The 23,657-nt window shown below is 74.0% G+C and carries 21 protein-coding genes and 2 pseudogenes; 16 read left to right on the top strand and 7 right to left on the bottom strand.

All coding sequences use genetic code 11. From position 1 onward, the window contains the following. Positions 1 to 4: 4 nt before the first annotated feature. From CLV70_RS00115 to CLV70_RS00105, 3 genes are read left to right on the top strand one after another with little or no spacing between them, the layout of a single operon-like run. Complete coding sequence (locus CLV70_RS00115) at positions 5 to 1,663, top strand: LTA synthase family protein (protein WP_106124248.1); 1,659 nt, start codon at positions 5 to 7, stop codon at positions 1,661 to 1,663. Positions 1,664 to 1,699: 36 nt separating this feature from the next. After that, the gene (locus CLV70_RS00110; protein WP_106124247.1) at positions 1,700 to 2,056 is read left to right on the top strand and encodes a DUF6204 family protein; all 357 of its coding nucleotides are present in this window, start codon (positions 1,700 to 1,702) and stop codon (positions 2,054 to 2,056) included. Positions 2,057 to 2,094: 38 nt separating this feature from the next. Beyond that, positions 2,095 to 2,778: a Clp protease N-terminal domain-containing protein gene (locus CLV70_RS00105; protein WP_106124246.1), complete on the top strand. Its 684-nt coding sequence runs from the start codon at positions 2,095 to 2,097 to the stop codon at positions 2,776 to 2,778. Here the strand turns inward: CLV70_RS00105 and CLV70_RS00100 are convergent. Both CLV70_RS00100 and CLV70_RS00095 read right to left on the bottom strand, forming a co-directional pair. Next, the gene (locus tag CLV70_RS00100) at positions 2,763 to 3,230 is read right to left on the bottom strand and encodes a heme-degrading domain-containing protein (RefSeq protein WP_106124245.1); all 468 of its coding nucleotides are present in this window, start codon (positions 3,228 to 3,230) and stop codon (positions 2,763 to 2,765) included. The genes CLV70_RS00105 and CLV70_RS00100 overlap by 16 nt on opposite strands. Before the next feature lie 21 nt (positions 3,231 to 3,251). Then, the gene (locus CLV70_RS00095) at positions 3,252 to 4,022 is read right to left on the bottom strand and encodes a sulfite exporter TauE/SafE family protein (RefSeq protein WP_106124244.1); all 771 of its coding nucleotides are present in this window, start codon (positions 4,020 to 4,022) and stop codon (positions 3,252 to 3,254) included. Positions 4,023 to 4,160: 138 nt separating this feature from the next. Here CLV70_RS00095 and CLV70_RS00090 point away from each other — a divergent pair, with 138 nt between their 5' ends. Continuing rightward, on the top strand, positions 4,161 to 4,958 hold the full coding sequence (locus CLV70_RS00090; RefSeq protein ID WP_106124243.1) for an endonuclease/exonuclease/phosphatase family protein: 798 nt from the start codon (positions 4,161 to 4,163) through the stop codon (positions 4,956 to 4,958). Here the strand turns inward: CLV70_RS00090 and CLV70_RS00085 are convergent. After that, positions 4,940 to 5,428: a GNAT family N-acetyltransferase gene (locus CLV70_RS00085; protein WP_245907930.1), complete on the bottom strand. Its 489-nt coding sequence runs from the start codon at positions 5,426 to 5,428 to the stop codon at positions 4,940 to 4,942. The genes CLV70_RS00090 and CLV70_RS00085 overlap by 19 nt on opposite strands. Before the next feature lie 71 nt (positions 5,429 to 5,499). On the opposite strand from CLV70_RS00085, the gene CLV70_RS00080 reads away from it, so the two are divergent. The 4 genes from CLV70_RS00080 (at position 5,500) to CLV70_RS00065 (ending at position 8,976) form a co-directional block, all read left to right on the top strand. Further along, entirely contained in the window at positions 5,500 to 5,934 is a 435-nt protein-coding gene (locus tag CLV70_RS00080; RefSeq protein ID WP_170148555.1) for a MarR family winged helix-turn-helix transcriptional regulator, read from the top strand. A 12-nt stretch (positions 5,935 to 5,946) separates the two neighbouring features. Further along, entirely contained in the window at positions 5,947 to 6,366 is a 420-nt protein-coding gene (locus CLV70_RS00075) for an organic hydroperoxide resistance protein (protein ID WP_106124242.1), read from the top strand. Positions 6,367 to 6,401: 35 nt separating this feature from the next. Further along, positions 6,402 to 7,223, top strand: coding sequence for an alpha/beta fold hydrolase (locus CLV70_RS00070; RefSeq protein ID WP_106124241.1), 822 nt, complete (start codon positions 6,402 to 6,404; stop codon positions 7,221 to 7,223). Between the two features lie 145 nt (positions 7,224 to 7,368). Next, positions 7,369 to 8,976: an ATP-binding protein gene (locus CLV70_RS00065; RefSeq protein WP_106124948.1), complete on the top strand. Its 1,608-nt coding sequence runs from the start codon at positions 7,369 to 7,371 to the stop codon at positions 8,974 to 8,976. 135 nt (positions 8,977 to 9,111) lie between these two features. Here CLV70_RS00065 and CLV70_RS00060 read toward each other — a convergent pair whose 3' ends face one another. Further along, the gene (locus CLV70_RS00060; protein WP_106124947.1) at positions 9,112 to 10,065 is read right to left on the bottom strand and encodes a tyrosine-type recombinase/integrase; all 954 of its coding nucleotides are present in this window, start codon (positions 10,063 to 10,065) and stop codon (positions 9,112 to 9,114) included. A 903-nt stretch (positions 10,066 to 10,968) separates the two neighbouring features. Between CLV70_RS00060 and CLV70_RS00055 the strand changes: the two genes are divergently transcribed. From CLV70_RS00055 to CLV70_RS00040, 4 genes and pseudogenes are all read left to right on the top strand, one after another. Beyond that, the gene (locus CLV70_RS00055; protein ID WP_106124240.1) at positions 10,969 to 11,727 is read left to right on the top strand and encodes a VOC family protein; all 759 of its coding nucleotides are present in this window, start codon (positions 10,969 to 10,971) and stop codon (positions 11,725 to 11,727) included. Between the two features lie 69 nt (positions 11,728 to 11,796). Continuing rightward, positions 11,797 to 12,120, top strand: a pseudogene (locus CLV70_RS00050) (hypothetical protein); the annotation flags it as partial. A 324-nt stretch (positions 12,121 to 12,444) separates the two neighbouring features. After that, positions 12,445 to 12,762, top strand: a pseudogene (locus tag CLV70_RS41940) (hypothetical protein); the annotation flags it as partial. Positions 12,763 to 13,009: 247 nt separating this feature from the next. After that, positions 13,010 to 13,777 (top strand): lysophospholipid acyltransferase family protein, encoded by a 768-nt coding sequence (locus CLV70_RS00040; protein ID WP_106124239.1) that lies wholly within the window; start codon positions 13,010 to 13,012, stop codon positions 13,775 to 13,777. Positions 13,778 to 14,013: 236 nt separating this feature from the next. Here CLV70_RS00040 and CLV70_RS00035 read toward each other — a convergent pair whose 3' ends face one another. The 3 genes from CLV70_RS00035 to CLV70_RS00025 all read right to left on the bottom strand — a co-directional run bounded on the left by CLV70_RS00035 (position 14,014) and on the right by CLV70_RS00025 (position 17,982). After that, positions 14,014 to 14,361 (bottom strand): hypothetical protein, encoded by a 348-nt coding sequence (locus CLV70_RS00035; protein WP_106124238.1) that lies wholly within the window; start codon positions 14,359 to 14,361, stop codon positions 14,014 to 14,016. A 301-nt stretch (positions 14,362 to 14,662) separates the two neighbouring features. After that, positions 14,663 to 15,211 carry a LuxR family transcriptional regulator gene (locus CLV70_RS00030; protein ID WP_106124237.1) on the bottom strand — a complete coding sequence of 183 codons (549 nt, stop codon included), beginning with the start codon at positions 15,209 to 15,211 and terminating at the stop codon, positions 14,663 to 14,665. After that, entirely contained in the window at positions 15,208 to 17,982 is a 2,775-nt protein-coding gene (locus tag CLV70_RS00025; RefSeq protein ID WP_245907929.1) for a LuxR C-terminal-related transcriptional regulator, read from the bottom strand. The genes CLV70_RS00030 and CLV70_RS00025 overlap by 4 nt, the downstream gene beginning before the upstream one ends. Positions 17,983 to 18,177: 195 nt before the next feature. On the opposite strand from CLV70_RS00025, the gene CLV70_RS00020 reads away from it, so the two are divergent. Genes CLV70_RS00020 through CLV70_RS00005 form a run of 4 tightly spaced genes read left to right on the top strand, consistent with a single transcriptional unit; the run spans position 18,178 to position 23,499 of the window. Continuing rightward, positions 18,178 to 19,692: a dynamin family protein gene (locus CLV70_RS00020; RefSeq protein ID WP_106124235.1), complete on the top strand. Its 1,515-nt coding sequence runs from the start codon at positions 18,178 to 18,180 to the stop codon at positions 19,690 to 19,692. Then, the gene (locus CLV70_RS00015; RefSeq protein ID WP_106124234.1) at positions 19,689 to 21,542 is read left to right on the top strand and encodes a dynamin family protein; all 1,854 of its coding nucleotides are present in this window, start codon (positions 19,689 to 19,691) and stop codon (positions 21,540 to 21,542) included. Before CLV70_RS00020 ends, CLV70_RS00015 begins: the two co-directional genes overlap by 4 nt. Continuing rightward, the gene (locus CLV70_RS00010; RefSeq protein WP_106124233.1) at positions 21,539 to 22,135 is read left to right on the top strand and encodes a hypothetical protein; all 597 of its coding nucleotides are present in this window, start codon (positions 21,539 to 21,541) and stop codon (positions 22,133 to 22,135) included. Before CLV70_RS00015 ends, CLV70_RS00010 begins: the two co-directional genes overlap by 4 nt. Before the next feature lie 14 nt (positions 22,136 to 22,149). Then, on the top strand, positions 22,150 to 23,499 hold the full coding sequence (locus CLV70_RS00005; protein WP_106124232.1) for an MFS transporter: 1,350 nt from the start codon (positions 22,150 to 22,152) through the stop codon (positions 23,497 to 23,499). The last annotated feature ends 158 nt before the right edge of the window (positions 23,500 to 23,657 follow it).

Below are 23,657 nucleotides of genomic sequence, written 5' to 3'. Positions count from 1 at the left end.
CGATGTGTCTCGTCCGCGCCGCGCGGCCGGGTGGGTCCTGACCGGGCTGGCCGCCCTCGTCGTCTTCCTCGCCCTGGTGGTGCCCGATCAGGTGCTGCGCCTGCCGGCCGGCTCGTCGCCGTGGGCGACGCTCGTCCGCGTACCCCTGGAAGCGCTGGTCGCCGCCGCGATCCTGCTGGTGCTGCCGCCGCGGGCCCGGACCGTCACCGCGACGGTGCTCGGCGCCGTGCTCGGGGTGCTGACCGTCCTGAAGATCATCGACATGGGGTTCCAGGCGGCGCTGTCCCGGCCGTTCGACCCGGTCCTCGACTGGCCGCTGCTCGCCGACGGCTACCGCTACGTCAAGGGGTCCTCCGGCTCCGCCGCCGCGTTCGGCGCGGTCGCCGGGGCGGTGCTGCTCGCGGTGAGTGTGCCGGCCGGCATGCTGTTCGCCGTACGGCGGCTCGCCGCGGTCGCGTCCCGGCACCGGGACGCGGCGCGCGCCACCACCGGGGTCGCGGCCGTCGCCTGGCTGGTCCTGGCCGTGCTGGGCGCCTCCCTGGTCCCCGGCGTGTACGTGGCCTCCGACAGCGCCGCCCTGCTCGCCCGCGACAACGTGCTCAAGGTCCCCGCCGCCGTGCGGGACCGGCACGAGTTCGTCGCCCAGGAGGCCGCCGACGCGTTCCGCGACGCCCCGCCGGCCTCGCTGCTGGCCGGGCTGCGCGGCAAGGACGTGATCTTCGCGTTCGTGGAGAGCTACGGCCGCTCGGCGATCGAGGACCCGGTGCTGAACAAGCGGATCACCGCGATGCTCGCCGACGGCACCCGGCAGCTGGACGCGGCCGGCTACGGCTCCCGCAGCGGCTTCCTGACCTCCCCGACCGCGGGCGGCGGCAGCTGGCTGGCCCACGCGACGTTCCAGTCCGGGGTGTGGATCGACAACGAGCAGCGCTACCGCAAGCTCGTCTCCGGCGACCGGCTCACCCTGACCAGCGCGTTCCACCGCACCCAGGCGTGGACGACCGTCGGCGTCGAGCCCGGCGTCACGTACGCGTGGCCCGAGGCGCAGTTCTACGGCTACGAGAAGGTGTACGACTCCCACACCCTCGGCTACCACGGCCCGATCTTCGGCTGGGGTCCCGTCCCCGACCAGTTCACCCTCAAGGCGTTCACCGACCAGGAGTACGCCCGCCCCGGCCGCGCCCCGATCATGGCCGAGATCACCCTGGTGTCCAGCCACATGCCGTGGGCGCCGATCCCGCAGGCGGTCGGCTGGGACGAGCTCGGCGACGGCTCGATGTACCAGGCGCAGTGGCAGCGCGGCCCGTTCGCCGAGGAGGTGTGGAAGGACCCCGCCCGGGTGCGCGCCAACTACGCCGACTCGGTGGTCTACTCGATCGGCACGCTGCTGTCCTGGATCCGCACGTACGGCGACGACAACCTGGTGATGGTCCTGCTCGGCGACCACCAGCCGCCCCCGATCATCGTCGGCGACAGGGCGAGCCGCGACGTGCCGGTGACCGTCATCGCCCACGACCCGGCGGTCCTGGACCGGATCACCTCCTGGGGCTGGAATTCCGGTCTGAAGCCCGGCCCGGGCGCCCCGGTGTGGCCGATGGACCGGTTCCGCGACCGGTTCCTGACCGCTTTCGGCCCGGCCGCCGCCACGCCCGGCGGTAAATGAGATGTCCGGCGCGGGCCGGGCCTCTACCGTCGCGGCATGAGCTCACGCACGATCCGGGTCACCGTCCGCGGCGCGTTCGACGCCCTCACCGACGCGCAGCGCGCCGGCCTGCTCGCCGACGCCGACCGCCACGACGTCGCCTACGCGGCTTTCACGGCCGAGGGGTCGCTGACCTACGACATCGCGGCCAGGCCGTTCTTCACCTTCCGGTACGCCGGGACGGTCGACGACGAGCGCGACATCCCGGCGGTCACGGCCCGCGCGGAGGCGGCGGCGGTGGCCTGGCTGACGGCACGCGGCTACGCGTACAAGAACCTCACGTCCCAGGCGGTCGACCTGTCGCAGACCCCGCTGGGCAAGCGGGGCCGCCGCGAAGCCTCCCGTCAACCATAGGTTGACGGGAGCGCCACCGTCAACCTATGGTTGACGACATGACGCAGCTGACGCCGCCTGTGCGGCTTGACGAGCTTATTCACGCCATCACCACGAACCGGCCCGATGCGCCGCTCGAGCGGCTGTCCGACGCCGTGCTGCTCGCCGATCATCTGGGGGAGCTCGCCGACCATCTCATCGGGCACTTCGTCGACCAGGCCCGGCGCTCCGGCGCCTCCTGGACCGACATCGGCCAGAGCATGGGCGTGTCGAAGCAGGCCGCACAGAAGCGGTTCGTGCCCAAGAGCGACCTCGACCCGTCGCAGGGTTTCAGCCGGTTCGGCGAGAACGCGCGCAGCACCGTCGTGGGCTCCATGAACGCCGCGAAGGCCACCGGGCATCCCGAGATCCACCCCGAGCACCTGCTGCTGGGGATGCTCGACGTGCCCGGCGCCGGGGCGCACGCGGCGATCGGGGACCTGGGCCGGGCCCGGGACGCCGCGATGGCCGCGCTGCCCGCGGCGCCCGGGGGGACGCTGCCGGAGCTGATCCCGTACGACGCGCGGTCACGCAAGGTGCTCGAGCTCACCTTCCGGGAGGCGCTGCGCCTGGGCGACGACACCGTGCGGACCGGGCACATCCTGCTGGCCATGCTGGAGGAGGCCCAGGGCGGCGGGGTGCTCGGCGGGCTCGGGCTGGACAAGGCGGGCGTCGAGGCGGCCCTGGGTCACTCCGCCAGGTAGGACTCGATCGCCTCGACCACCAGGGCGTGGTCGTCGGCCTGCGGCAGCCCCGACACGGTCACGACCCCGACCACACCCACCCCGTCCACGCGTACGGGGAAAGCGCCGCCGTGGGCCGCGTAGTCGGCCGGGTCCACGCCGAACGTCGCGTCCAGCGTGTCGCCCTTCGCCGCGAGCCGCCGCCCCACCAGGTACGACGACGCGGCGAAGCGTTCCACCACCCGCACCTTGCGCACGATCCAGCTGTCGTTGTCCGCGGTGCTGCCCGGCAGCGCCGCGTGGAACAGCTGCTGGGTGCCGCGCCGGATGTCGATGGCCACCGGCAGGTCCCGGCCGGTGGCCAGGTCCACGAGCAGGCTGCCCAGGTGCCACGCGTCCGCGTTGTCGAAGCGCGGGAACAGCAGCCGCCGCTCCTGCTCCTCGAGCCGGGCGATGAGGTCGTCGTCGGTCATGCGCCCATTCTGCGGCACGGCTCAGGCGCGGAACTGATCTATCCCCAGCTTCACGATCAGGGCGAGCACGACCACCAGCAGCACCACGCGGACGAAGCCGGAGCCGCGGCGCAGCGCCATCCGGGCACCGAGCACCGCCCCGCCGATGTTGCACACCGCCATCGCCGCGCCCAGCTGCCAGTGCACGTGCCCGGTGGCGCCGAACACCGCGAGCGCGCCCAGGTTCGTACCCGTGTTCACGATCTTCGCCATGGCCGAGCCGTGCACGAAGTCCGCGCCCACGACGGTGGTGAACGCCAGCACCAGGAACGTGCCGGTACCGGGGCCGATCAGCCCGTCGTACGCCGCGATCAGCCCGCCGGCGACCGCGATCACCGCCACCGTGCGCGCCGGGGTGCGCTTGAGCGGGTCCGCCACCAGGCCCATCGCCGGGCGCAGCGTCACGAACAGCGCCACCGCCACCAGCACGCCGAGCACCACCGGCCGGTACGCCGCCGCCGGCACCACCCCGGCCAGCAGCGCACCCAGCCCGGAGACCACCACCGCCAGCCCCGCCGCCGGCCCGGCCACCCGCCAGTCCAGCTTCGTGCGCCGCGCGTACGTGAAAGCCGCCGTGCTCGTGCCCGCCACCGCGGCCAGCTTGTTGGTGCCCAGCGCGGTGGCCAGCGGCAGCCCCGGCGCGGCGATCAGCAACGCCGGGAGCAGCAGCAGGCCACCGCCGCCGACCACCGCGTCGACCCAGCCCGCCGCCGTCGCCGCACCCAGCAGAGTAACGACCGAGAACGCATCCACGCCTGACAGAATGGACTACCGGCCCCGGCGCCTCCGCAGCCAGATCCCCGCCGTCCCGATCAGCAGGAACACCGACGCCGCACAGCACACCGCTTTGAACACAGCACCTCCCCGCGTACCTCGATAAGGTCTTGTCCCGTGCGCCTGGCCACCTTCAACCTGCTGCACGGCAGGTCCCTCTCCGACGGCAACGTACACGCCGAGCGGGTGGCGACCGCCGTCGCCGACCTCGACGCCGACGTCCTCGGCCTGCAGGAGGTCGACCGCGCCCAGCCCCGCAGCGGCCACCTCGACCTCACCGCCATCGCCGCGGAGGCCCTCGGCGCCCCCGCCCACCGCTTCGCCGCGGCCGTCGCCGGCACCCCCGGCGAGACCTGGCGGCCCTGGCGCTCCGAGGCCGACAACGTCCATCCGCTGTACGGGATCGCCCTGGTCAGCCGCTACCCGGTGGCGCGCTGGCAGATCACCCCGCTGCCGGCGGCGCCCGTACGCTCGCCGGTCTGGATCCCCGGCCCCGACGGCGGCCTGCTGATGCTCAAGGACGAGCCGCGGGTGCTGATCGCCGCCGTCATCGACGCGCCGGGCGGGCCGATGACGGTCGCCACCACCCACCTGTCGTTCGTGCCGGGCTGGAACCTGCGCCAGCTGCGGGCCGCCGTCCGGGCCCTGCGCGCCCTGCCCGCGCCGAGGGTGCTGCTCGGCGACCTGAACCTGCCCGCCGGCCCGGTGCGCGCCTTCACCGGCTGGCGCAGCCTCGCGCGGCGGCCGACGTACCCGAGCCCGGCGCCGCGCGCCCAGCTCGACCACATCCTCGCCGACCCGCGTGGCGGCGCCCGCCTCGGCCCGGTCGTGCAGGTCCGCACCCCGGCCGTCGCCGTCTCCGACCACCGCCCGCTCGTGGTGCACCTCGACCCCGCTCAGGCCGGCCGCTCGTAGACGATCTCCAGGCCGTCCTCCTCGTCCCACTGCTCGCCGATCTTCTCGAAGCCGAAGCCGGCGATGGTGGCGAGCGAGGCCGTGTTGTCCGGACGGATGCTGGCCCGCACCGCCTTGACCCGCGGGTCGGCCTCGGCGCGCCGGATCAGCTCGCCGAGCATCGCCTTGGCGAAACCCCGTCTCCGGTACGCCGGATCGACCGAGTAACCGACCTCGACGCGGCCCTCGGCGTCCGGTGGGGCGTGGAAGCCGCCGTGCCCGACGAGGTGGCCGCCGGCGAACGCCGCGCGGGCCACCCAGTCCTCGGACGCGGGGTCCTGCTCGATCTGGCGTACCCGGATCTCCCACAGCCACTTCTCGCTGCGCAGCCACTCGGTCAGGGGAGCGCCGGCGAGCTCGCCGGCGCGGGCCACGTCGCCGTCGATCAGGGCCCGCATGGCGGCCACCGGGAGTCGCACGAAGGTGATCACGTCCCGATCCTAGTGTGGCGCCGGGCACACATAGGTTGCGCACAACTCAATTGCGCACTAGCGTTCTCGGCATGGAAGAGAGCACCGGCCTCGAGCAGATGATCTGCTTCGAGCTCTACGCAGCCTCACGGGCCATGACCGGCCTCTACCGGCCCGCTCTCGACGCCCTCGGCATCACTTACCCGCAATACGCCGCCCTACGCGTCATCTGGCACCGCGGCCGCATCACCGTCCGCGACCTCGGCGCCGCCCTGCGCCTCGACAGCGGCACCCTCTCGCCCCTGCTCAAACGCCTCGAACACCAGGGCCTCATCCGCCGCGAACGCGGCACCCACGACGAACGCGTCGTCTGGATCAGCCCCACCGACGCCGGCACCGACCTCGAACACCGCGTCGCCGACCTGCCCGAACGGCTGGCCTGCGCCCTCGACCTCAGCGCCGAGGAGTTCCAGACCCTGCAACACCTGCTCGGCCGCATCCGCGGCGCGGCAACCCGCACCATCTGACAGGAGAACCCGATGCCTGCCATCTACACCGCCTCCGCCACCGCCACCGGCGACGGCCGCAGCGGACACAGCCGCTCCAGCGACGGCGTGCTCGACCTCGACCTCGCCGTCCCCAAGGAGATGGGCGGCCCCGGCGGCCACCTCACCAACCCCGAACAGCTCTTCGCCACCGGCTACGCCGCCTGCTTCCACGGCGCCCTCAAGACCGTGGCCCGCGGCCGGAAGATCACCCTCACCGACGTCGCCGTCACCGTCGACGTCGGCATCGGCCCCGACGACAAGGGCGGCTTCGGCCTCACCATCGCCATCGAGGCCGAACTCCCCAGCGTCGACGAGGCCACCGCCAGGGAGCTGCTCGACGCCGCCCACCAGGTCTGCCCGTACAGCAACGCCACCCGCGGCAACGTCGACGTCACCCTCACCCTCGCCTGAGAAACACCACCACCCCTCGATCGAAAGGAAGCGTCATGCCCTACGCCACCGTCAGCACCGGAGTCGACCTCTACTACGAGGACTTCGGCACCGGCGACCCCGTCGTCCTCATCCACGGCTGGCCGCTGTCCGGCCGCAGCTGGGAAGCCCAGATCCCGGCCCTCGTCGCCGACGGCAAGCGGGTCATCACGTACGACCGCCGCGGCTTCGGCAAGAGCAGCCAGCCCTGGACCGGCTACGACTACGACACCTTCGCCGCCGACCTCGACGCCCTGCTCACCCAGCTCGACCTCACCGGCGTCACCCTCGTCGGCTTCTCCATGGGCGGGGGAGAGGTGGCCCGCTACCTCGGCACCTACGGCAGCGCCCGGATCAGCAAGGCCGTCTTCGCCGGCGCCGTCCCGCCGTACCTCTACAAGAGCGACGACAACCCCGACGGCGCCCTCGACGACGCCACCATCAAGGCCTTCCAGGACGGCGTCATCGCCGACCGCATCGCCTTCGTCGACGGCTTCGCCCAGAACTTCTTCACCGCCGGCGGCACCCTCAAGGTGAGCGACAACCAGGTCCGCTACGCCCAGGAACTCGCCCACGTCGCCTCCGCCAAGGGCACCCTCGACTGCATCACCGCCTTCGGCCGCACCGACTTCCGCGGCGACCTCGCCAAGATCAGCATCCCCACCCTGGTCATCCACGGTGACAGCGACGCCATCGTCCCCATCGAGAACAGCGGCCGCCGCACCGCCGAGAGCATCCCCGGCGCCCAGCTCGTCGTCATCGAGAACGGGCCCCACGGCATCAACGCCTCCCACCCCACCGAGTTCAACGAGGCACTGCTCACCTTCCTCAACAGCTGACACACGTACGCCAAAAATGGCCGGTCACCCCGCACAGGGTGACCGGCCACCGGTGCAAGACCACCGAACCACCCTCCCAGCCCGCCACCATGCGCTACGAATAGGGACGGCACCAGGCGACCGAAGCACCGGATTGGCGGCCGACATGCTCGACATCGACACCGTCTCCAACCGGGTGTTCGAACAACTCCTCGACGCCGCCCCGGACGCGGTCGTCGGCACCAACGCCACCGGCCGGATCGTCTTCGTCAACACCCAGGCCGAACGACTCTTCGGCTACACCCGCGGCGAACTGCTCGGCGAACCCATCGAGGTCCTCGTCCCCGACGACCTCACCACCGCCCACCGCGGCCTGCGCCGCCGCTACGCCGACCACCCCGTGCACCGCGCCATGGGCAGCGGCCAGCCCCTGCGCGCCAAACGCAAGGACGGCACCGTCTTCCCCGCCGAGATCAGCCTCTCCGGCCTGCACACCGACACCGGCCTGATCGTCTCCGCCGCCGTACGCGACATCAGCGACCGCCTCGTCGCCGAGGCCGAACGCGCCCGCCTGCGCGAGGACGCCGACCGCGCCAAACTCCAGGAACAACTCCAGCGCACCCAGCGCATCGAAAGCCTCGGCCAACTCGCCGGGGGAGTCGCCCACGACTTCAACAACCTGCTCGCCGTCATCATCAACTACGCCGAGTTCATCAGCGACACCGCCACCTCCGACGGCCGCCCCGGCATCCCGGCCTGGACCGAGGTGCACCGCGACATCCAGCAGATCCTGCGCGCCGCCCGCCGCGGCGGCGACCTCACCCGCCAACTGCTCGCCTTCGCCCGCCAGGAAGTCACCCGCCCCCAGGTCCTCGAACTCACCCAGGTCGTCCGCGGCGTCGAGGACATGCTCCGCCGCTCCATCGGCGAACACATCACCCTCAACGTCCACCTCGCCGACTGCGGCCCCGTCCTCGCCGACCCCGGCCAGCTCGAACAGGTCCTGGTCAACCTCGCCGTCAACGCCCGCGACGCGATGCCCTCCGGCGGCACCCTCACCATCGAGACCGGCAGCGTCCTCGTCGACAGCGACTACCGCGTCCAGGGCCCGCCGGTCCCCGCCGGCGAATACGCCCGCCTGCGCGTCAGCGACACCGGCACCGGCATGCCCCGCGACGTCATCGACCGCGTCTTCGAACCCTTCTTCACCACCAAACCCCAGGGCCAGGGGACCGGCCTCGGCCTGGCCATGGTCTACGGCATCGTCACCGGCGCCGGCGGCACGGTCAACATCCACTCCGAGGAGGGCATGGGCACCACCATCAGCGTCCTGCTGCCCATCACCAACCGCCAGCCCACCACCGTCGCCGCGGGCCCACCCCCGACCGACGGCCTCGACGGCCACGGCAGGACGGTCCTGCTCGTCGAGGACGAACCCGCCCTGCGCCACATCTGCCGCCGGACCCTGACCACCAGCGGCTACCAGGTCCTCGCCCCGGACGACGTGACGGCGGCGATCGACCTCGCCCAGCACCACCCCGGCCGGATCGACCTCCTGCTCACCGACGTGGTCATGCCGACCATGCTCGGCACGGCCCTCGCCAAACAGGTCGCGGCCGTACGCCCCGACCTGCGCGTGCTGTACATGTCCGGCTACGCGACGCCGGTCCTGGCCAGCCACGGCACCCTCGACCCGACGATCACGCTGCTGGAGAAGCCGTTCACCCGGGCGGACCTGCTCGTCGCGATCCACCAGGCCCTCACCGCCCCCTGACCACGCCGTCCTCTCCCGCCCGGCTCCGCGCTTTCCCCGGCTCTGTGCTTTCCCGGCTCCCTGCTTTCGCCGGCGGCTCTCCGGCCGTGCCGCTCTCACTGCGACTGTCGCAGCGCGCGGTCCGTCAGGCCGCTCTCACTGCAGCCGACCCAGCGCGCGGTTCGTTCGGTTCGCGCGCACCGCCGCCCGCTGCTGCGCCGCCGTCACCTCGATGTAGCCCTGCGACGTCGTCAACGACGCGTGCCCCAGCAACCGCATGATCTCCGAAGCGTTCGCCCCGTCCTCGGCCAGCCGGGTCGCGAACGTATGCCGCAACGCGTGCAACTGCGCACCTCGCGGCACCCGATCCGACACCCCGGCCCGCCGGAAACACGACTGCACCAGATACTGCAGCCCGCCCCGCCGCAACGGCTCACCCCGCCGATCCACCAGCAGCGGATCATCCGGCCGCACCCGCCCGAACCGCAGCCGGCGGCTCTCCACGTACCGCTCCACGACGGCATCGAGCTCGGGCTCGATCGGCACCGCACGCGGCCGCCCACCCTTGCCCGCCACCTCGACCCGCCGCTCACCCGGCCGCCCCATCACGGACCCGGCCCGCAACGCCAGCAACTCCGACAGCCGCAACCCGGCACACAGGGCAAGCGCCAGCACGGCCACATCCCGCTCGGGCCACGGATCCCGCTGCCGCTCGTCGACCTGGTTCACGGCCGCGAGCAACTGCTCGGGCGTGTCCTCACCACGCAGCGGCTTAGGGGAGGGGGTCGCCATCCGAGGCTTACCGACCGCGGGCATCGGATTCCCGGCCACCACGCCGTCCACCACCAGGAACCCGAAGAACGAATTCCAGCTCGACCAGGCCCGATACACCGAGGCAGGAGCCCGCCCGGCCGCGAACCGCGCAAACGCCGACCGCAGGACACGGGGGGAGAGGTCACCCAGAGTGACATTCTCACCGATCAGCCGCAGCACAGCATGCAGGTCCCGCCGATAGGCGAGCAGCGTGTGCTCCGACGGCTTCCGAACGGCCCGCGCCCCGAGAAACTCCTCCACAAGCGCCTCGACCGGAATGTCTTGATTGTCCTGCATAAGGAATATTATGCAGGAAAGACCCATTCACCGACACCCCGAACCGTCCGCGATCCACGAGCATCCCGAATTCGACGCGACTTGGCGCACCAGCGATGCCGTCCCGCGTGCCGGCATCGGCTGCCAGGCCGAGCCCGTGGGGCCGAGGCAAAGAGCCGCAGCCAACGTGGGGCCACGGCCGCCGTGGCGTGGACGATCCGCCGGCGCGGGTACGCCAGGCGCGCTGGTCGAGCAGGAGCAACGAGTGCGGGTACCGCCGGCGCGGGTACGCTGGCGCGCCGGTCGAGCACGAGCAAGAGCACGGGTGCCGTGGCGTGGATCCGGCGGTGCGGGTGCGTGCCGAGGTATGCGGAGTTGGCGCGCCGACAGCAGCCTCAGTGCCGACAAATTCGACACTCCGGAGGACGCCGGCGGTTTCGACGTACCGTGGCATCGGCCGTAACCGGGTCCGCCGCACCGAACCTCACCGCTCACCACCCCGTTCCGCGCTCAGGTTGACATAATGTCAATTATCGACCATCTGAATTCTGCCGTTCGAGCCCGGAACGCCGGCCGCCTGCGGTATGGCCGTAGGGCCTCCCGGCGCCGAGTCGTCCACCGGCGGGCTGCAGCGCGCGGTGACGCCGACTCGGGCCGCCTGAGACGCGCGGGCCGAGCTGGCCCGTCTCGTCCGGACGCGGCCGGCCGGTCGAGGCGGCGGGTCATTGTGTGCGCCGGTCGAATCCCGAGGACCGGCGCACGTCGCTGGCCGGGGCGGAAGCCGTCTTCGAGGACGAGGTAGGGGCGCGGGTGGGTGCCGCCCCTCTCCCCCGCCGGGCTGGAGCTGCTGTCGGGGTTTCTGGGCAGGCTGCGGGAGGCCGCCCGCTGAGCGACGTCGGGGACGGACAGGGCAGGATCTCGGTCATGGCGGGAACCGTATCGGCGGGGTCTGACACTTTCGTGCGCTGGACGACGGGCTTCCTCGATGCGCCGTCCCGGGCGGCGGAGGAGTTCTGGCGGGACGTCACCGGGTCGGGGCTCTCGTCCCGGCGCGGGGCCGGTGGCGAGTTCGCCACGTTGCTTCCGGCCGGCGGTGACGCGTACCTGAGGGTGCAGGTGGTGGGTGACGGCCCGGCGCGGGCCCACCTGGATCTGCACGTGGAGCGGGTGGCGGCGCAGGCGCGCCGGGTGGTGGGGCTCGGTGCGGTGGTGGTGCACGAGGAGGGCGGGCTGGCGGTGCTGCGGTCGCCGGCGGGCCTGCTGTTCTGCCTGGTGTCGTGGCAGGGCGAGGTCGTGCGGCCGGTGCCGGCGGCGTGGCCGGGCGGGCGCAGCCTGGTCGATCAGTGGTGTCTGGACATTCCGGGTGCGGTGTTCGAGGCGGAGGCCGATTTCTGGGCGGCGGTGACGGGTTGGCCCCGGCGTCCGGCTTCCCGGCCCGAATTCGAGATTCTGGTACGCCCGGACGGCATGCCGTTGCGTCTTCTGCTGCAGCGGATCGGCGGCCCGGTGTCCGGCATGCATCCCGACGTGGCGGCCGACGACCGGGATGCAGAGGTCAGGCGCCATGTCGAGCTCGGTGCGGCGGTGGTGCGGACCGAGGCGGCGTGGACGACGCTGCGCGACCCGGCCGGCCGGTCGTACTGCGTGACGGATCGGGATCCGGTGACCGGCCGGCTGGGCTGACGAGGTTCTTGTCGGTGGGTACTGGTAGAACTGACGACGTTGGAACACACGTTCGAGGGAGGGTGACCGATGGCGGCAGCGCGAACCGGGGTGCGCGGGCTGAGCCCCGAGGAGTTGCGGGTGATCGGCGACGCGCTGGGTGCCGGGCGTAAGCCGCGCGTGATGTTCACGGAGTCGGCGGGGCAGATCGCCGGGCAGGTGGGTCAGGTGGTGGCGCTGACCGATCCGGCGGAGTCGGACGAGTGGGTGGTGGTGCGGTTCGGCCGCGACGAGCTGCCGTTCGCGCCCGGTGATCTGCAGGTGGCGCCGAAGGGCGCGGCCGCGCGCAAGGCGGCTCCCCCGCCGCCCGCGCCACCGCCCCGGCCGGAGCCGGAGTTTGTGATCGACAAGCCGATCGTCGCCGCGCGGGGTGGACGGGCGGGTTCCTCGGGTGGTTCTTCAGGTGGCCCTCCGGGCAGTTCGTCAGGTGGTTCTTCAGGTGGTTCTTCAGGTGGCCCGTCGGATGGTTCGGTGAGTGGTTCGGTCGGTGGTTCCTCGGGTGGGAGTGGTGCGGCGGTGGCGGTGGGGTCGGGTTCCGGCGGTGGGCGGTCCGGTGGTTCGCGGGCGGGCGGCGACGGGGGTTCCCCGGGCGGAGAGCAGGGTGTTGCGGCGGCGGGGCGCGGTGGCCCGGCGGTGGACGGCGGGGCTGGCGGGAACGGGGCGGGTGCGCCGGCTCCTGCTCCGGCTCCGCGGAAGGCGCCGGCCCGGGTGGCCAAGCCGAAACCGCCGCCGGGGTTGACGGTGACGCTGGCCTACACCGACGGCGAGTGGACGGTGGCGGCGAATCAGGGCGCGAAGGCGCTGGCGAAGCCCTACGTGATCCGGCCGGCGGAGGCCATGCGGATGGTGTCGCTGGTCGACGTGCCGGGGGTGCAGGAGGCGGTGGAGCAGATCCTGGCGGCGGAGCGCGCGGAGGCGGAGCAGCAGGCGGAACGGCTGCGGGCGGAGCTGGCGGAGATAGAGGCGCGGCTGCAGGAGTTACGCGACGCGGGCTGACGGCGGCGGGCGCGACGGACTGCGGCGCGGGGAGACTGCGACCCGGGCGCGGCGGCGCGGGAGACTGCAGCGTGACGGACTGCGGGAGACTGCAGCGTGACGGACTGCGACACGGGCGCGGCGGACTGCGGCGTGACGGCTGTGGCATGGGCGCGGCGCACGGCGGTGCGGGATGTGGGAGTTCGGCCGGCTCGGGGTTCGGGGGTGGGACACCGGGAAGGGCCGGGCGTGCGATCATGGCGGACTTATGGATGCGTCGTGGCGGGTGCCTCGGGTGTGGCGGGTGCTTCTGCGGTTCTCGCGGGTGCTGGTGCCGTTGATCTGCCGGTTGCGGATCTCCGGTGAGGTGCCGGCGGAGCTGCGGCGGGGGCCGTTGATTCTGGCTGCCAACCATGTGAGCCCGGTCGATCCGATCCTCATGACGGCGGCGTGCAGCATCGCGGGGGTGGCGCCGCGGTTCATGGCGACCGGCGGGCTGTTCGATGCGCCGATCGCGGGATGGGCGATGCGGGCTTCCGGGCACCTGCGGGTCGACCGGTACACCGCGCGGGCGGCCGAGGCGCTGCCGACGGCGGCGGAGGCGTTGAAGGCCGGGTCGGTGGTGCTGGTGTACCCGGAGGGCCGGATCGGGCTGGACCCGTGGATGTGGCCCGAGCGCGGCAAGACCGGGGTGGCGCGGATGGCGGCCATGTCGGGTGCGCCGGTGATCCCCGTGGCGCAGTGGGGTTCGCATGCGGTGCTGCCGTACGCGTCGCCGACGGACATCGTGCGGTCGGTGCTCAGGGCGATGTGGCGGCGGCCGGTGGTGCAGATCCGCTTCGGTGAGCCGGTGGACCTGTCCGGGCTCACCGGTACGGCGGGGGCGCAGGCCATGCGGGCGACCGACCGGATCGTGCAGGCGATCGCGGACACGCTGGTGCCGTTGCGCGAGGACGAGCCGGAGCTTCCCCACTTCGTGGACACCACGCGGCCGGCGGACATGTCCCGGGTCCGCAAACGGCCGCGGGTCCGCTGACCGTCGGCCGTCCCCGGCTGGGAACGCGACCTGGCCGCCGGCGTCGACCCGCTGACCGTCCGCCGGACGCGCGGCTGCTCGTCGAACACCTCGCCACCTCCGGCCCGCTGACCGTCCGGCCGCTCCGGCACGGCTGTCCCGCGCGAGGCGCGGCCGAGAGGGGTGGTCGGGGCGGATGGGTCGGCGGCGGGCACGCGAGCGACGCCCTCAGTCGGGCGGCGGCGAGAGCTGCCCGCTCAGCGCGTGGCTGATCGGGCGAGGAGGGCGTCGATCAGGATCGTCGCGTTGTGGTGGGCGGCGGCCAGGATGTCGTCGTCCGTGAAGGTGTCCGGGCCGGCCGCCTCGACGGCCGCGTTGATGCTGAGCAGGGCCATCCGCAGGTGCAGGACGTCCGCCGGGGCCGGATTCGGCAGGAGGGCGGCGAGGGCGTCGACCAGGGTGCTCAGCGTGGTGCCGATGCGGTTGCCGTCCTGGGCCAGGGTGCGCACGAGCAGCGGGTTCGCCGACAGGAAGCGGATGCCGTGGAGCTTGTCGCCCGAGAACGACTCCACCCACCGCAGGACCGCCGTCCTGACCAGGTCCACGGTCGGGGGCTGGGACCGGATCCAGTCGAGGAGCCGGTCCGCCTCGTCGCCGCGCTGGGCGAACAGGGAGCGGACGATCTCCTCCTTGCCGGCGAAGTGGCCGGCGGTCCCGCTCGCCGGCCGGGTCTGAAAGAGCCCCCGCGCAAGCTCGGCCGTGGCGCCGGAGCCGGCAGGGCGGACGCCTCATCGGCCGGTAGCGCCGCCGGAGTCGGCAGGGCGGAGGCGCGGCGATCGATACGGCCATCGCCGCCGGCGGCGGGCGGATTCTCCAGCCGCAGCCGCCGGCCGTCTCGGAGTGGGCTCAGTCGGGGGTGCGGCGCTGGCGGAGGTAGGCCAGGACCGCTTCGCGGGTGGTGCGGACGCCGAACAGGGCGCGCGCCTCCGCGATCCGGCGGTTGGCCGTTCGCAGGGACAGGAACTCCGCCGCCGCGGCCGCGGCGATCGTGTCGCCGGCGGCCAGGCGGTCCAGCAGGGCCCGCTGCTCCGGTACGAGCTCAGCCACCGCCTCCCCCGCCTCGACGGGCACCGCATTCGGCCCGCCCGCGCCCAGCTGCACCGTCCCCAACCGGCTCAGGTCGTCGATCAGGGCGCGGCCCATGGTGCTGTCCGCGTCGCACACCGCGACGATGCCCGCCCCGCGCGCCGCGGCGAGGACGGCGAGTTGCAGGGTGTCGCGGTCGGTGATGCGCCCGTGCAGGACCAGGCGTTCCGTGGTGACGTCCCACGCGGAGCCGGTCAGCGCGAAACCCTCGCGGACGACCCAGCCGTCCCGGGCGAGGCGCCGCACGACGGTGTCGGCCTCGGAACCGGAGGCGACGACGTGGCGGGGAGCGTCGGGCTGCCGCGTCACCGGCCCTCCTCATCCTCGTGCCGCCCGGAGAGCCCCGGCCGCCCGGAGAGCCCCGGCCGCCCGGCCGCGCCGGAAGAACCGGAGGCGCCGGAGGAATGGGGAAAGCCAGGAGATGCCGGAGAGCCGGACCCGCCGAGCGGGCCGTACCCCGCGGGGCCGTACGTCGGAGGGCCGGGCGGGCCGTCGGCGGCTTCCAGCTGGGTGAGGGCGAGCGCTGCTGCTTCCGTACGGGTGCGGGCTCCGAGTTTTCTCATCCCTGCCCTGATGTGCGTGTCGACCGTCTCCGCCGAGATGCCCAGTTGGCCCGCGATGCGCCGGGTCGGTTCGCCCGCCGCGACCAGGCGCAGGACGTCGGTCTCGCGGCGGGTGAGGTTGCTGCCGGAGCGGGGGCTGCGGGTGTCGCGGTGCACGTGGTGGCGGCGCAGGCCGCGGCGGGCCCGGCCGGCGAGGACGACCAGGCCGGCGTCGTCGGCGAGGTGTTCGGCCTGGAGCAGGGCGGTGACCGCGCGCTGCGGGTCGGTGTCGTGCAGGCCGGCGGCGAGCAGGCAGCGGATCTGTTCGCGGCGGGCGGTGCCGGTCCAGGCCTCGGCGGCGGCGGTGAAGCCGGTGCCGGTCGCCCAGGCGGTCAGCGTACGGCGGGCGGCGGCCGGCAGCCCGGCCGGGATCGGCGGCGCGGCGTCGTCGATGTCGAACGCCGACGCGTACGCCGAACGGGCCCCGGCGCCGGAGTCGTACGCGGCCCAGCGGGCGGTGATGTGGTGCAGGCCGGTGAGCAGCCCGGTGGTGGCGAGGTCGAGGGGCTGGGCGGCCCGGTCGGGTTGCCCGTCGAGCCATGCCGCTTCCCGGGCGACCCACGCGGTGGCGGGGTGGGTGTCGGGGGCCGCGAGCCGGCCCCGGGCGGCGGCGAGCAGGCCGGTGTCCGCCTCGACCAGGGCGGTCGCCGCGGTCGCGTACGCGCGGGCGTCCGCGGGCAGTGCCCGGTCGGCGAGGTCACCGCTGCGCCGCACCGCGTCATCGGCAGCGGCGCCCGGAAGCCCGGCAGCGCCGGGGAGGGCGGCGGCGGATCCCGGAAGATCGGCCGGGGCGTCCCGGAGGCGGGCGGCGGGGCCCGCAACGGCGGCGGTGGAGCCCAGGCCCTGCAGGACGTCGGCCCAGCCGGCGACCGCGAGGAAGCGGGTCTGCCAGCTGTATGCCAGGTCCGCCTCGCACGCCACCGCCGCCTTGCGGGCCGTGTCCGCCGCGTCGGCGAGGCGTCCGTCGGCGGCGAGGTGTTCGACGAGCAGCCACGCGCTCCAGCGGCCGGTCAGCGGGTCGACCCCGTCGGCGGCCGCGGCGGCCAGGTCGCGTTCCCAGCCGGGGACGCGGTGGGCGGCGCGGACGGCGGCGAGCGCGGCCGCCACGCCCGGCGACGGGGCCGGGTGACGGGCGGCGATCTTCTCCGCCGTGTCGAGGGCGCCGGCGGGATCGGTGGCCAGGTCGGCGAGGAGCAGGATGCGGTCGCGGGCCGCGACGACCGTGGCGCCGGCGGCGTCGGGAACCGGCAGCACCGCGGCGCGCGCGGCGGCCGGGTCGCCGGCCTGTAGCAACGCCTCTCCCCTCAGCACGTCGGCCTCGACACCGAGCGGCGCGCCGACCGCCGAGCGTTCGCCGGCCGAGGAGGCGCCGGATCGGGGGGTGCCGGCCGTGAGGACGCGGGCGGCGGCGTGCGGGCGTCCGACGGCGAGCAGCGCGTCGGCCGCCGCTATCCGTACCCGTGGCGCCGGGGCCGCGCCCGGCAGCGAGCAGGCGAACAGCAGCAGATCGGCCCGCTCACCCCCGGCGGTGCGGTCGGCCGCCGTCAGGGCCTTCCGGTACGCCTGCTGATCCTCCCCCGCGGCGGCGAGGTGCCGGGCGGCCTCGGCGTCGGGGGTGACGGTGGCCAGCGCCCGGTGCAGGTCGGCGCGGGCGTCCGCGTCGAGCAGCCCGGCCGCGGTCTCCGCGATGTACGCCGATACCGGCACGACCGAGTCCCCGTCGGCGCGGACGAGGCCGGCCCGGTGCAGGGCGTCGGCGCCGGCACCCAGCAGCGTGGGCGGCGCCGGGCGGCCGAGCAGGCCCAGCGCCGCCAGCGCCGTGCGGGCGGGGCGCGGCAGGTCGGCGAGGGCGGTGGCGATCGCGTACGCGACCTGGTCGACGTCGGTGTCGGGGGCGCCGCGGCCGGCGCCGGCCTGGCGGGCGAGGGCGGTCACGGCCAGGGGGTTGCCGCCGGCGCGCGCGACCACGGCGGCCAGGGTGGCGTCGTCGAGCTGCCCGGCGGTGCGGCGGGCCAGGTCCGCGGCGGCCTGCGGGTCGAGCGGGGCGATGTCGAGCCAGGCCGTCGCGGCGTCGCGCAGGGCGGTCACCGTGGCGTCGGGGAGCCGGTGCGGCGTGCGGAGCGCGGCTACCACCCGTACGCGGGCGGCAAGGTGCGGCAGGGCAGCGAGGGTGGCCGGATCGGCGTACTGGAGATCGTCGAGGACGAGCAACCCGGCGCGGACGCGGGAGCGGACCGCCTCGGCCAGCAGGGGGACGTCGTGGGCGGGGAGCCGGGCCTTGACCGCCCGGGACAGGGCGAGCGCGGGCACCGCCGCGAGCATGGCCAGCCCGCCGCCGGTGTGGGCGGGGCCGGTGACCGTCGCGGTGATGCGCCGCAGCAGCGTGGTGCGCCCGGCGCCCGGCGCTCCGGTGAGCACGACGAGGCCCGGGCGGCGCAGGTGCGCGGCGGCCAGCCCGGCCAGGTCCTGCTGTGACACGCACGCCCCCATCCCGCTGCGCCCCCTGCAGCGTCCCTTGGCACGAACACGGGATCCTGCCGCGACCCCTGGTCCGTAGTCTGTGCTGCGGCAGGCGATTCCGCCCTGCCCAGTGAAGGGAAGGGCAGCCACCTTGTCTGCGTCGACCGCCGCGGTCTGCACATTCTCGCCGAATGTGTGCTCGGCTGACGAGTCATGACCGTCGGCCCGCTGTCCGACCGGGTAGCCACTCTCTGTGACGAGATCGTGGCCGGGATCGGTCCGGAAGCCGCTGGCCAGGTGCAACAGGTCCGGGAGAGGCTCGCCGAGCCGCTACGCGTCGCTATCGCGGGACGATTGAAAGCCGGAAAGTCGACACTCGTCAACGCACTGATCGGGCGCCGGGTGGCGCCGACGGCCGTCGGCGAGTGCACGCGGGTGGTCACCCGGTTCCGGTACGGGCCGGCCGACCGGGTCGACGTGGTACGCCGCGACGGCACCCGCGCGAGCCTGCCGCTGGGCGAGGACGGGATGATCCCGCAGCGCCTGGGCGTACCGGCGGGGCGGGTCGCGTACGTGGACGTGACGCTGACCAGTGAGAAGCTGCGGGACCTGACGGTGGTCGACACGCCGGGCCTGGCGTCGACCGACACCCGCGTGTCGGCGCGCGCCCGGGCCGAGCTGGGCGAGCCGACCGCACCGTTCGACGCCGACATCGACGAGGACTCCGCGTCCGAGGTCGCCGCCGCCGAGGCGGTCGTGTACGTGTTCACCCAGGCGGTGCGCGCCGACGACGTCCGGGCCCTGGAGGCGTTCCGGGCGGCGTCGGCGCGGCTGGCCAGCAGCCCGATCAACGCGCTGGGGGTGTTCGGCAAGGTCGACACCCTGGTCGGCGGCGCGGCGGATCCGTGGCCGGTCGCCGGTCCCCTCGCCGAGCAGCAGGCCGCGCTTCTCGCTCGTACGGTGTCCGAGGTCGTGCCCGTCGTGGGGTTGCTCGCCGAGACCGGGGAGGCGGGGCGGCTCACCGCGGCCGACTGCACCGCCCTGAAGGAACTCGCTCGATTGCCGGCCGGCCAGTTGCAGGTGCTGCTCGCCTCCGTCGACCTGTTCCGGACCCGGCCCGCCCCGGTCAGCCCCGAGCGTCGCGAGCGGTTGCTGACCCTGCTCGACCTGTACGGCGTCGGCTTCGCCCTGGCCCAGCTCGGCGCCGAACCGCAGCTGGGCACCGGGGAACTGGTGCGGCGGCTGGTGGCGGCCTCCGGCTTCCCGCGGCTGCGGCACACGCTGGAGCAGACACTGCGCTGGCGCGCCGACGCGATCAAGGCGGGCTGGGCGTTGTCGCGCCTGGAACGCCTCGCCGGGCACACCGGCGACCGCGACGACCGGGAGACGCTGCGCGCCGCCACCGAACGGCTGCTGCGCGAGCCCGCCTACCACCGGCTGCGGCTGCTGGAGGTGGCGCAGCGCGTCGCTACCGGCAAGGTGGCGCTGCCGGTGGCCTGGGAACAGGAACTGACCCGGCTGGCGACCTCCGACGACGCCCGCTACGTGCTGCGCCTGCCCCGGGCGGACGCCGCCGAGCTGGCCGCCGCCGCGGTCGAGGCGGCGAACCGCTGGCGGGTGTACGCGGTCGCCGGCGCGGGTCCCGCCCAGTCGCGGGTGGCGCAGGTCGCGCACCGCGGCTTCCACCTGCTGGCCCAGGCCATCCGGCAGCAGGAGGCGCGGCGGTGAGCGGGTCCCGGGAGCTCGCGCAGAGCCTCGATGCCGCCGTGCGGGACGCCCTGGCCGCCGTCCGGGCCGCCGACGCCGACGCGGGCGCCGAGCTGGCCGAGCTGCGCCGGCGTCGGCTGACCCGGCCGTCCGTGGTGCTCGTCGGCGAGACGAAACGCGGCAAGAGTTCGCTGGTCAACGCCCTGCTCGGGGTGCCGGGCCTGTCCCCCGTCGACGCCGCGGTCGCCACCGCCGCGTACCTGCATTTCACCGCCGGGGCCACGGCCGGCGCCGCCGCGTACGTGCCCGGCCTCGCCGAACCGGTCGACCTCGACCTGAGCCTGCTCGGCGCGTGGGCCACCGGCCGCGGCGGCCCGGACGGCGGTCGCGCGCCGCGGCGCATCGAGATCACCCACCCGGCGCCGCTGTTGCAGTACGTCAGCCTGCTCGACACGCCCGGCGTCGGCGGCCTCGACCCGGCGCACACCGCCGTCGCGCTGGACGCCGTCGAGCGGGCCACCGCACTGCTGTTCGTCGCCGACGCGTCCGCGCCGCTGTCGCAGCCCGAGCTGGAGTTCCTGGTGTCGGCCAGCGAACGCGTCGACACGGTGGTGTTCGCGCTGACCAAGGTGGACGCGTACCCGGGCTGGCGGCGCATCGCCGAGGACAACCGGGCGCTGCTGCGGGCGCGGGCGCCGCGGTTCGCCGACGCGCCGTGGTTCCCGGTGTCGGCGCGGCTGGCGGAGCTGGCCCTGGCCGTACCGGCCGGGGAGCAGGCCGCGCTCGTCGACGCCTCGCACATCGCCGAGCTGCAGCACGCGCTGGTCGAGCTCGCCGGGCGCGGCCACCAGCTGCAGCTGGCGAACGTCCTGCGCTCGGCGCGCGGCGAGCTGGCCCGCCTGGAACAGGCCGCCCAGGCGCGGGTCCAGGCGGCGGAGGCGGATCCGGCCGAGACCGCCCGCGTACGCGCGGAGCGAAGCGCCCTGGCCGCCCGCAAGCGCACCGAGTCGCGGCAGTGGGCCCTGCTGCTGAGCACCGAGACGCAGCGTGCCCGGGTGGAGACCGTGGGCCTGCTGCGTACCCGCATCGCGGCGTTGCAGGCCGACGTGACGGCCCGCATCGAGCAGCTGCGCGGCGACGGCCTGGCGGCGCTGCCCGACCAGGTCGACACGGAGCTGGAAGCGGTGGCCGTACGCCTCTCCGACGACCTGCGGGCCACGTTCCGGCAGGTCGGCGAGCGGGTCCTGGCGCAGGTGTTCGACGACGAGGAGCTGGCCGGGGTGCTGGACCGGCTCAACGCCACCCTGCGCCACGCCCTCGCCGCCGGCCCGCCGCGCGACGGCTCCGGCGACAACCTGCTCATCGCCATGTCGGCGGGCGGCATCGCGTTCATGGCCGGCCGCGGCGCGATCTTCGGCGCGTCGGTGTTCGGCGTCGGCGGGGCTGTCGCCGGCGGGCTGCTGATCCCCGTCGCCGGGCTGGGGCTCGGCCTGGCCGCCGGCGGGTACGTGCTCTACCGCCGCCGGGTGCAGACCGACCGGCAGCAGGCCCGGGCCTGGCTGCGCGACGTGCTGAGCGAGGCCCGCGCGGCGCTGCAGGACGAGATCTCCTACCGCTTCACCGATCTTCAGTACGCCCTCAGCGTCGCCGTCGACGACGCGGTCGAACGCCGCCTGCGGGAGCTGGACGAGCACATCGCCGAGATCGACGCGGCCGCCGCCGAGGACGCCGCCGGGCGCGCGCGGCGCCGCTCCCGAGCCACGGCGGAGCTTCAGCAGCTGCGAGCCCAGCTCAGGAACGCCGACGAGGTCCTCGACCGGGCGCGGGCGCTGGCGCCCGTACCCGCATCCATCGGTCAGGAGAACGCATGAGCGACGAGTACGGCTGGCCGGACTTCCACGACCCCGGCGGCCACGACGACCCGGGTCACCACGACGACCCCGGCGCCGGCCACGAGGAGCCGCTGCCGGAGGCGGACCCGTTCCATCTCCAGGACGATCTGTTCGCCCACCACGACGATCTTCCCAGGGAACTCCCCGACGATCCCGGCCCCGGCGCCGACGACGACCCCGGCTGGGACGATCACGCCGAGCCGGGCACCGGGTACGACGACGTCGCGGTGCACGAGGTCGTCGACGTCACCGACGGGCACGGGATGGGCCCGATCGGCGCCGACCCCGACGCGGTCGAGGTGGCCGGCGACCCGGTCGGCCTGTTCCCGCCGGTCGTCGACGTGGGTCCGCTGCCCGAACCGGTCGACGGGTTCCCGTGGATCGACACCGGCAGCCTCGGCCTGACCGACCTGCACACCGCCGGGGCCGGGGCCGTCCCCGTCGACCCGCAGGAGCTGGCGGCGTACGCGGCCGAGGACCTGCCGCCGGGCGTCGACCCGTGGGCGGCGCTCGCCGGCTCCGAGGACCCGGCCACCGGCGCACTCGCCCGTTGGTGGAGCGAGCACGGCTGACATGATCTGCCACCATGACCGTCAGCACCCCGCGTGAACGCACCGGCTGGTACTTCTACGACTGGGCCAACTCGGCGTTCTCCACCACCGTCATCACGGTGTTCCTGGGCCCGTTCCTGACCTCGGTCACCGAGCAGGCCGCCGGGTGCGCGCTCGGCGCCGAGGAGTGCCACGGACGGGTGTATCCGCTGGGCATCGGCATCGCCGCGGGCTCGTACTTCCCGTACCTGGTGTCGCTGTCGGTCCTGCTCACCGTCTTCGTGCTGCCGGTGATGGGCGCGGTCGCCGACCGGGCCCCGCGCAAGAAGCCGCTGCTGGCGGGGGCCGCGTTCGTCGGCGCCGGCGCCACCGTGGCGATGGCGTTCGTGACCGGGGAACGCTACCTGCTCGGCGGGGCGTTGTTCATCGTCGCCAACGTCGCGTTCGGCGCGTCGGTCGTGGTCTACAACTCGTTCCTGCCGCGCCTGGCCGGCCCCGACGAACGCGACAAGGTGTCCAGCCGCGGGTGGGCGCTGGGCTACCTCGGCGGCGGTGTGCTGCTGCTGCTCAACCTGGTCGTGGTCACGGTCCTCAGCGTCGACGGCGACGACGCCCGTACGCTGGACCTGGCCCGCTGGTGCATCGTGTCGGCGGGCGTGTGGTGGGCGGCGTTCACCCTGATCCCGCTGCGCTGGCTGCGCGAGCACCCCACCGCGGTCACCGGCCCGCGCGGCAACGTGCTCACCGACGGGTTCCGGCAGCTCGGGCACACGTTGCGCAGCTTGAAGGCGTACCCACTGACGTTGTTCTTCCTGGTCGCCTACCTCGTCTACAACGACGGCATCCAGACCGTGATCGCCCTCGCCAGCCAGTTCGGCACCGAGGAACTGAACCTGGAACAGTCGACCCTGATCATCACGATCCTCATCGTGCAGTTCCTGGCGTTCGGCGGCGCGCTGCTGCTCGGCGCGCTGGCCGCCCGCATCGGCGCCCGCCGTACGGTGCTGATCGCCCTGGCCCTGTGGCTGGTGGTCATCCTGGTCGCGTTCTGGCTCCCGAAGGGCGAGCCGGTGCCGTTCATGCTGCTGGGTGTCGGCATCGGCCTGGTCATGGGCGGCAGCCAGGCGCTGAGCCGGTCGCTGTTCAGCCAGCTGATCCCGGAGGGCCGCGAGGGCGAGTACTACGGCTTCTACGAGATCAGCGACAAGGGCACCAGCTGGCTCGGCCCGCTCGCGTTCGGCCTGGTCTTCCAGCTGACGAACAGCTACCGCATCGGCATCGTGTCGCTCGTGGTCTTCTTCGTCGCGGGTGGCATCCTGCTGGCAATGGTCCCGATGCGCCGCGCCATCGTCGCAGCCGGCAACACTCCGCCGCGGCTCCTCTGACCCCGCTCCTCCTCCTGTATCCCTGCTCCTGACTCCTGACTCCTGACTCCTGACTCCTGACTCCTAGACGAGTAGTTCCGATATCCCGGTCAGTGGTCGTAGGCGATCAGTGACCGGGTGACGGGTGCGCCGGTCTTGTTGTTGTGCCAGATCGCTGC

Source organism: Pseudosporangium ferrugineum (genome assembly GCF_003002065.1).
Taxonomy (GTDB): domain Bacteria; phylum Actinomycetota; class Actinomycetes; order Mycobacteriales; family Micromonosporaceae; genus Actinoplanes; species Actinoplanes ferrugineus_A.
The sequence above is the reverse complement of the archived record's forward strand: the minus strand, read 5'-3'. Positions and strand labels throughout refer to the sequence as shown.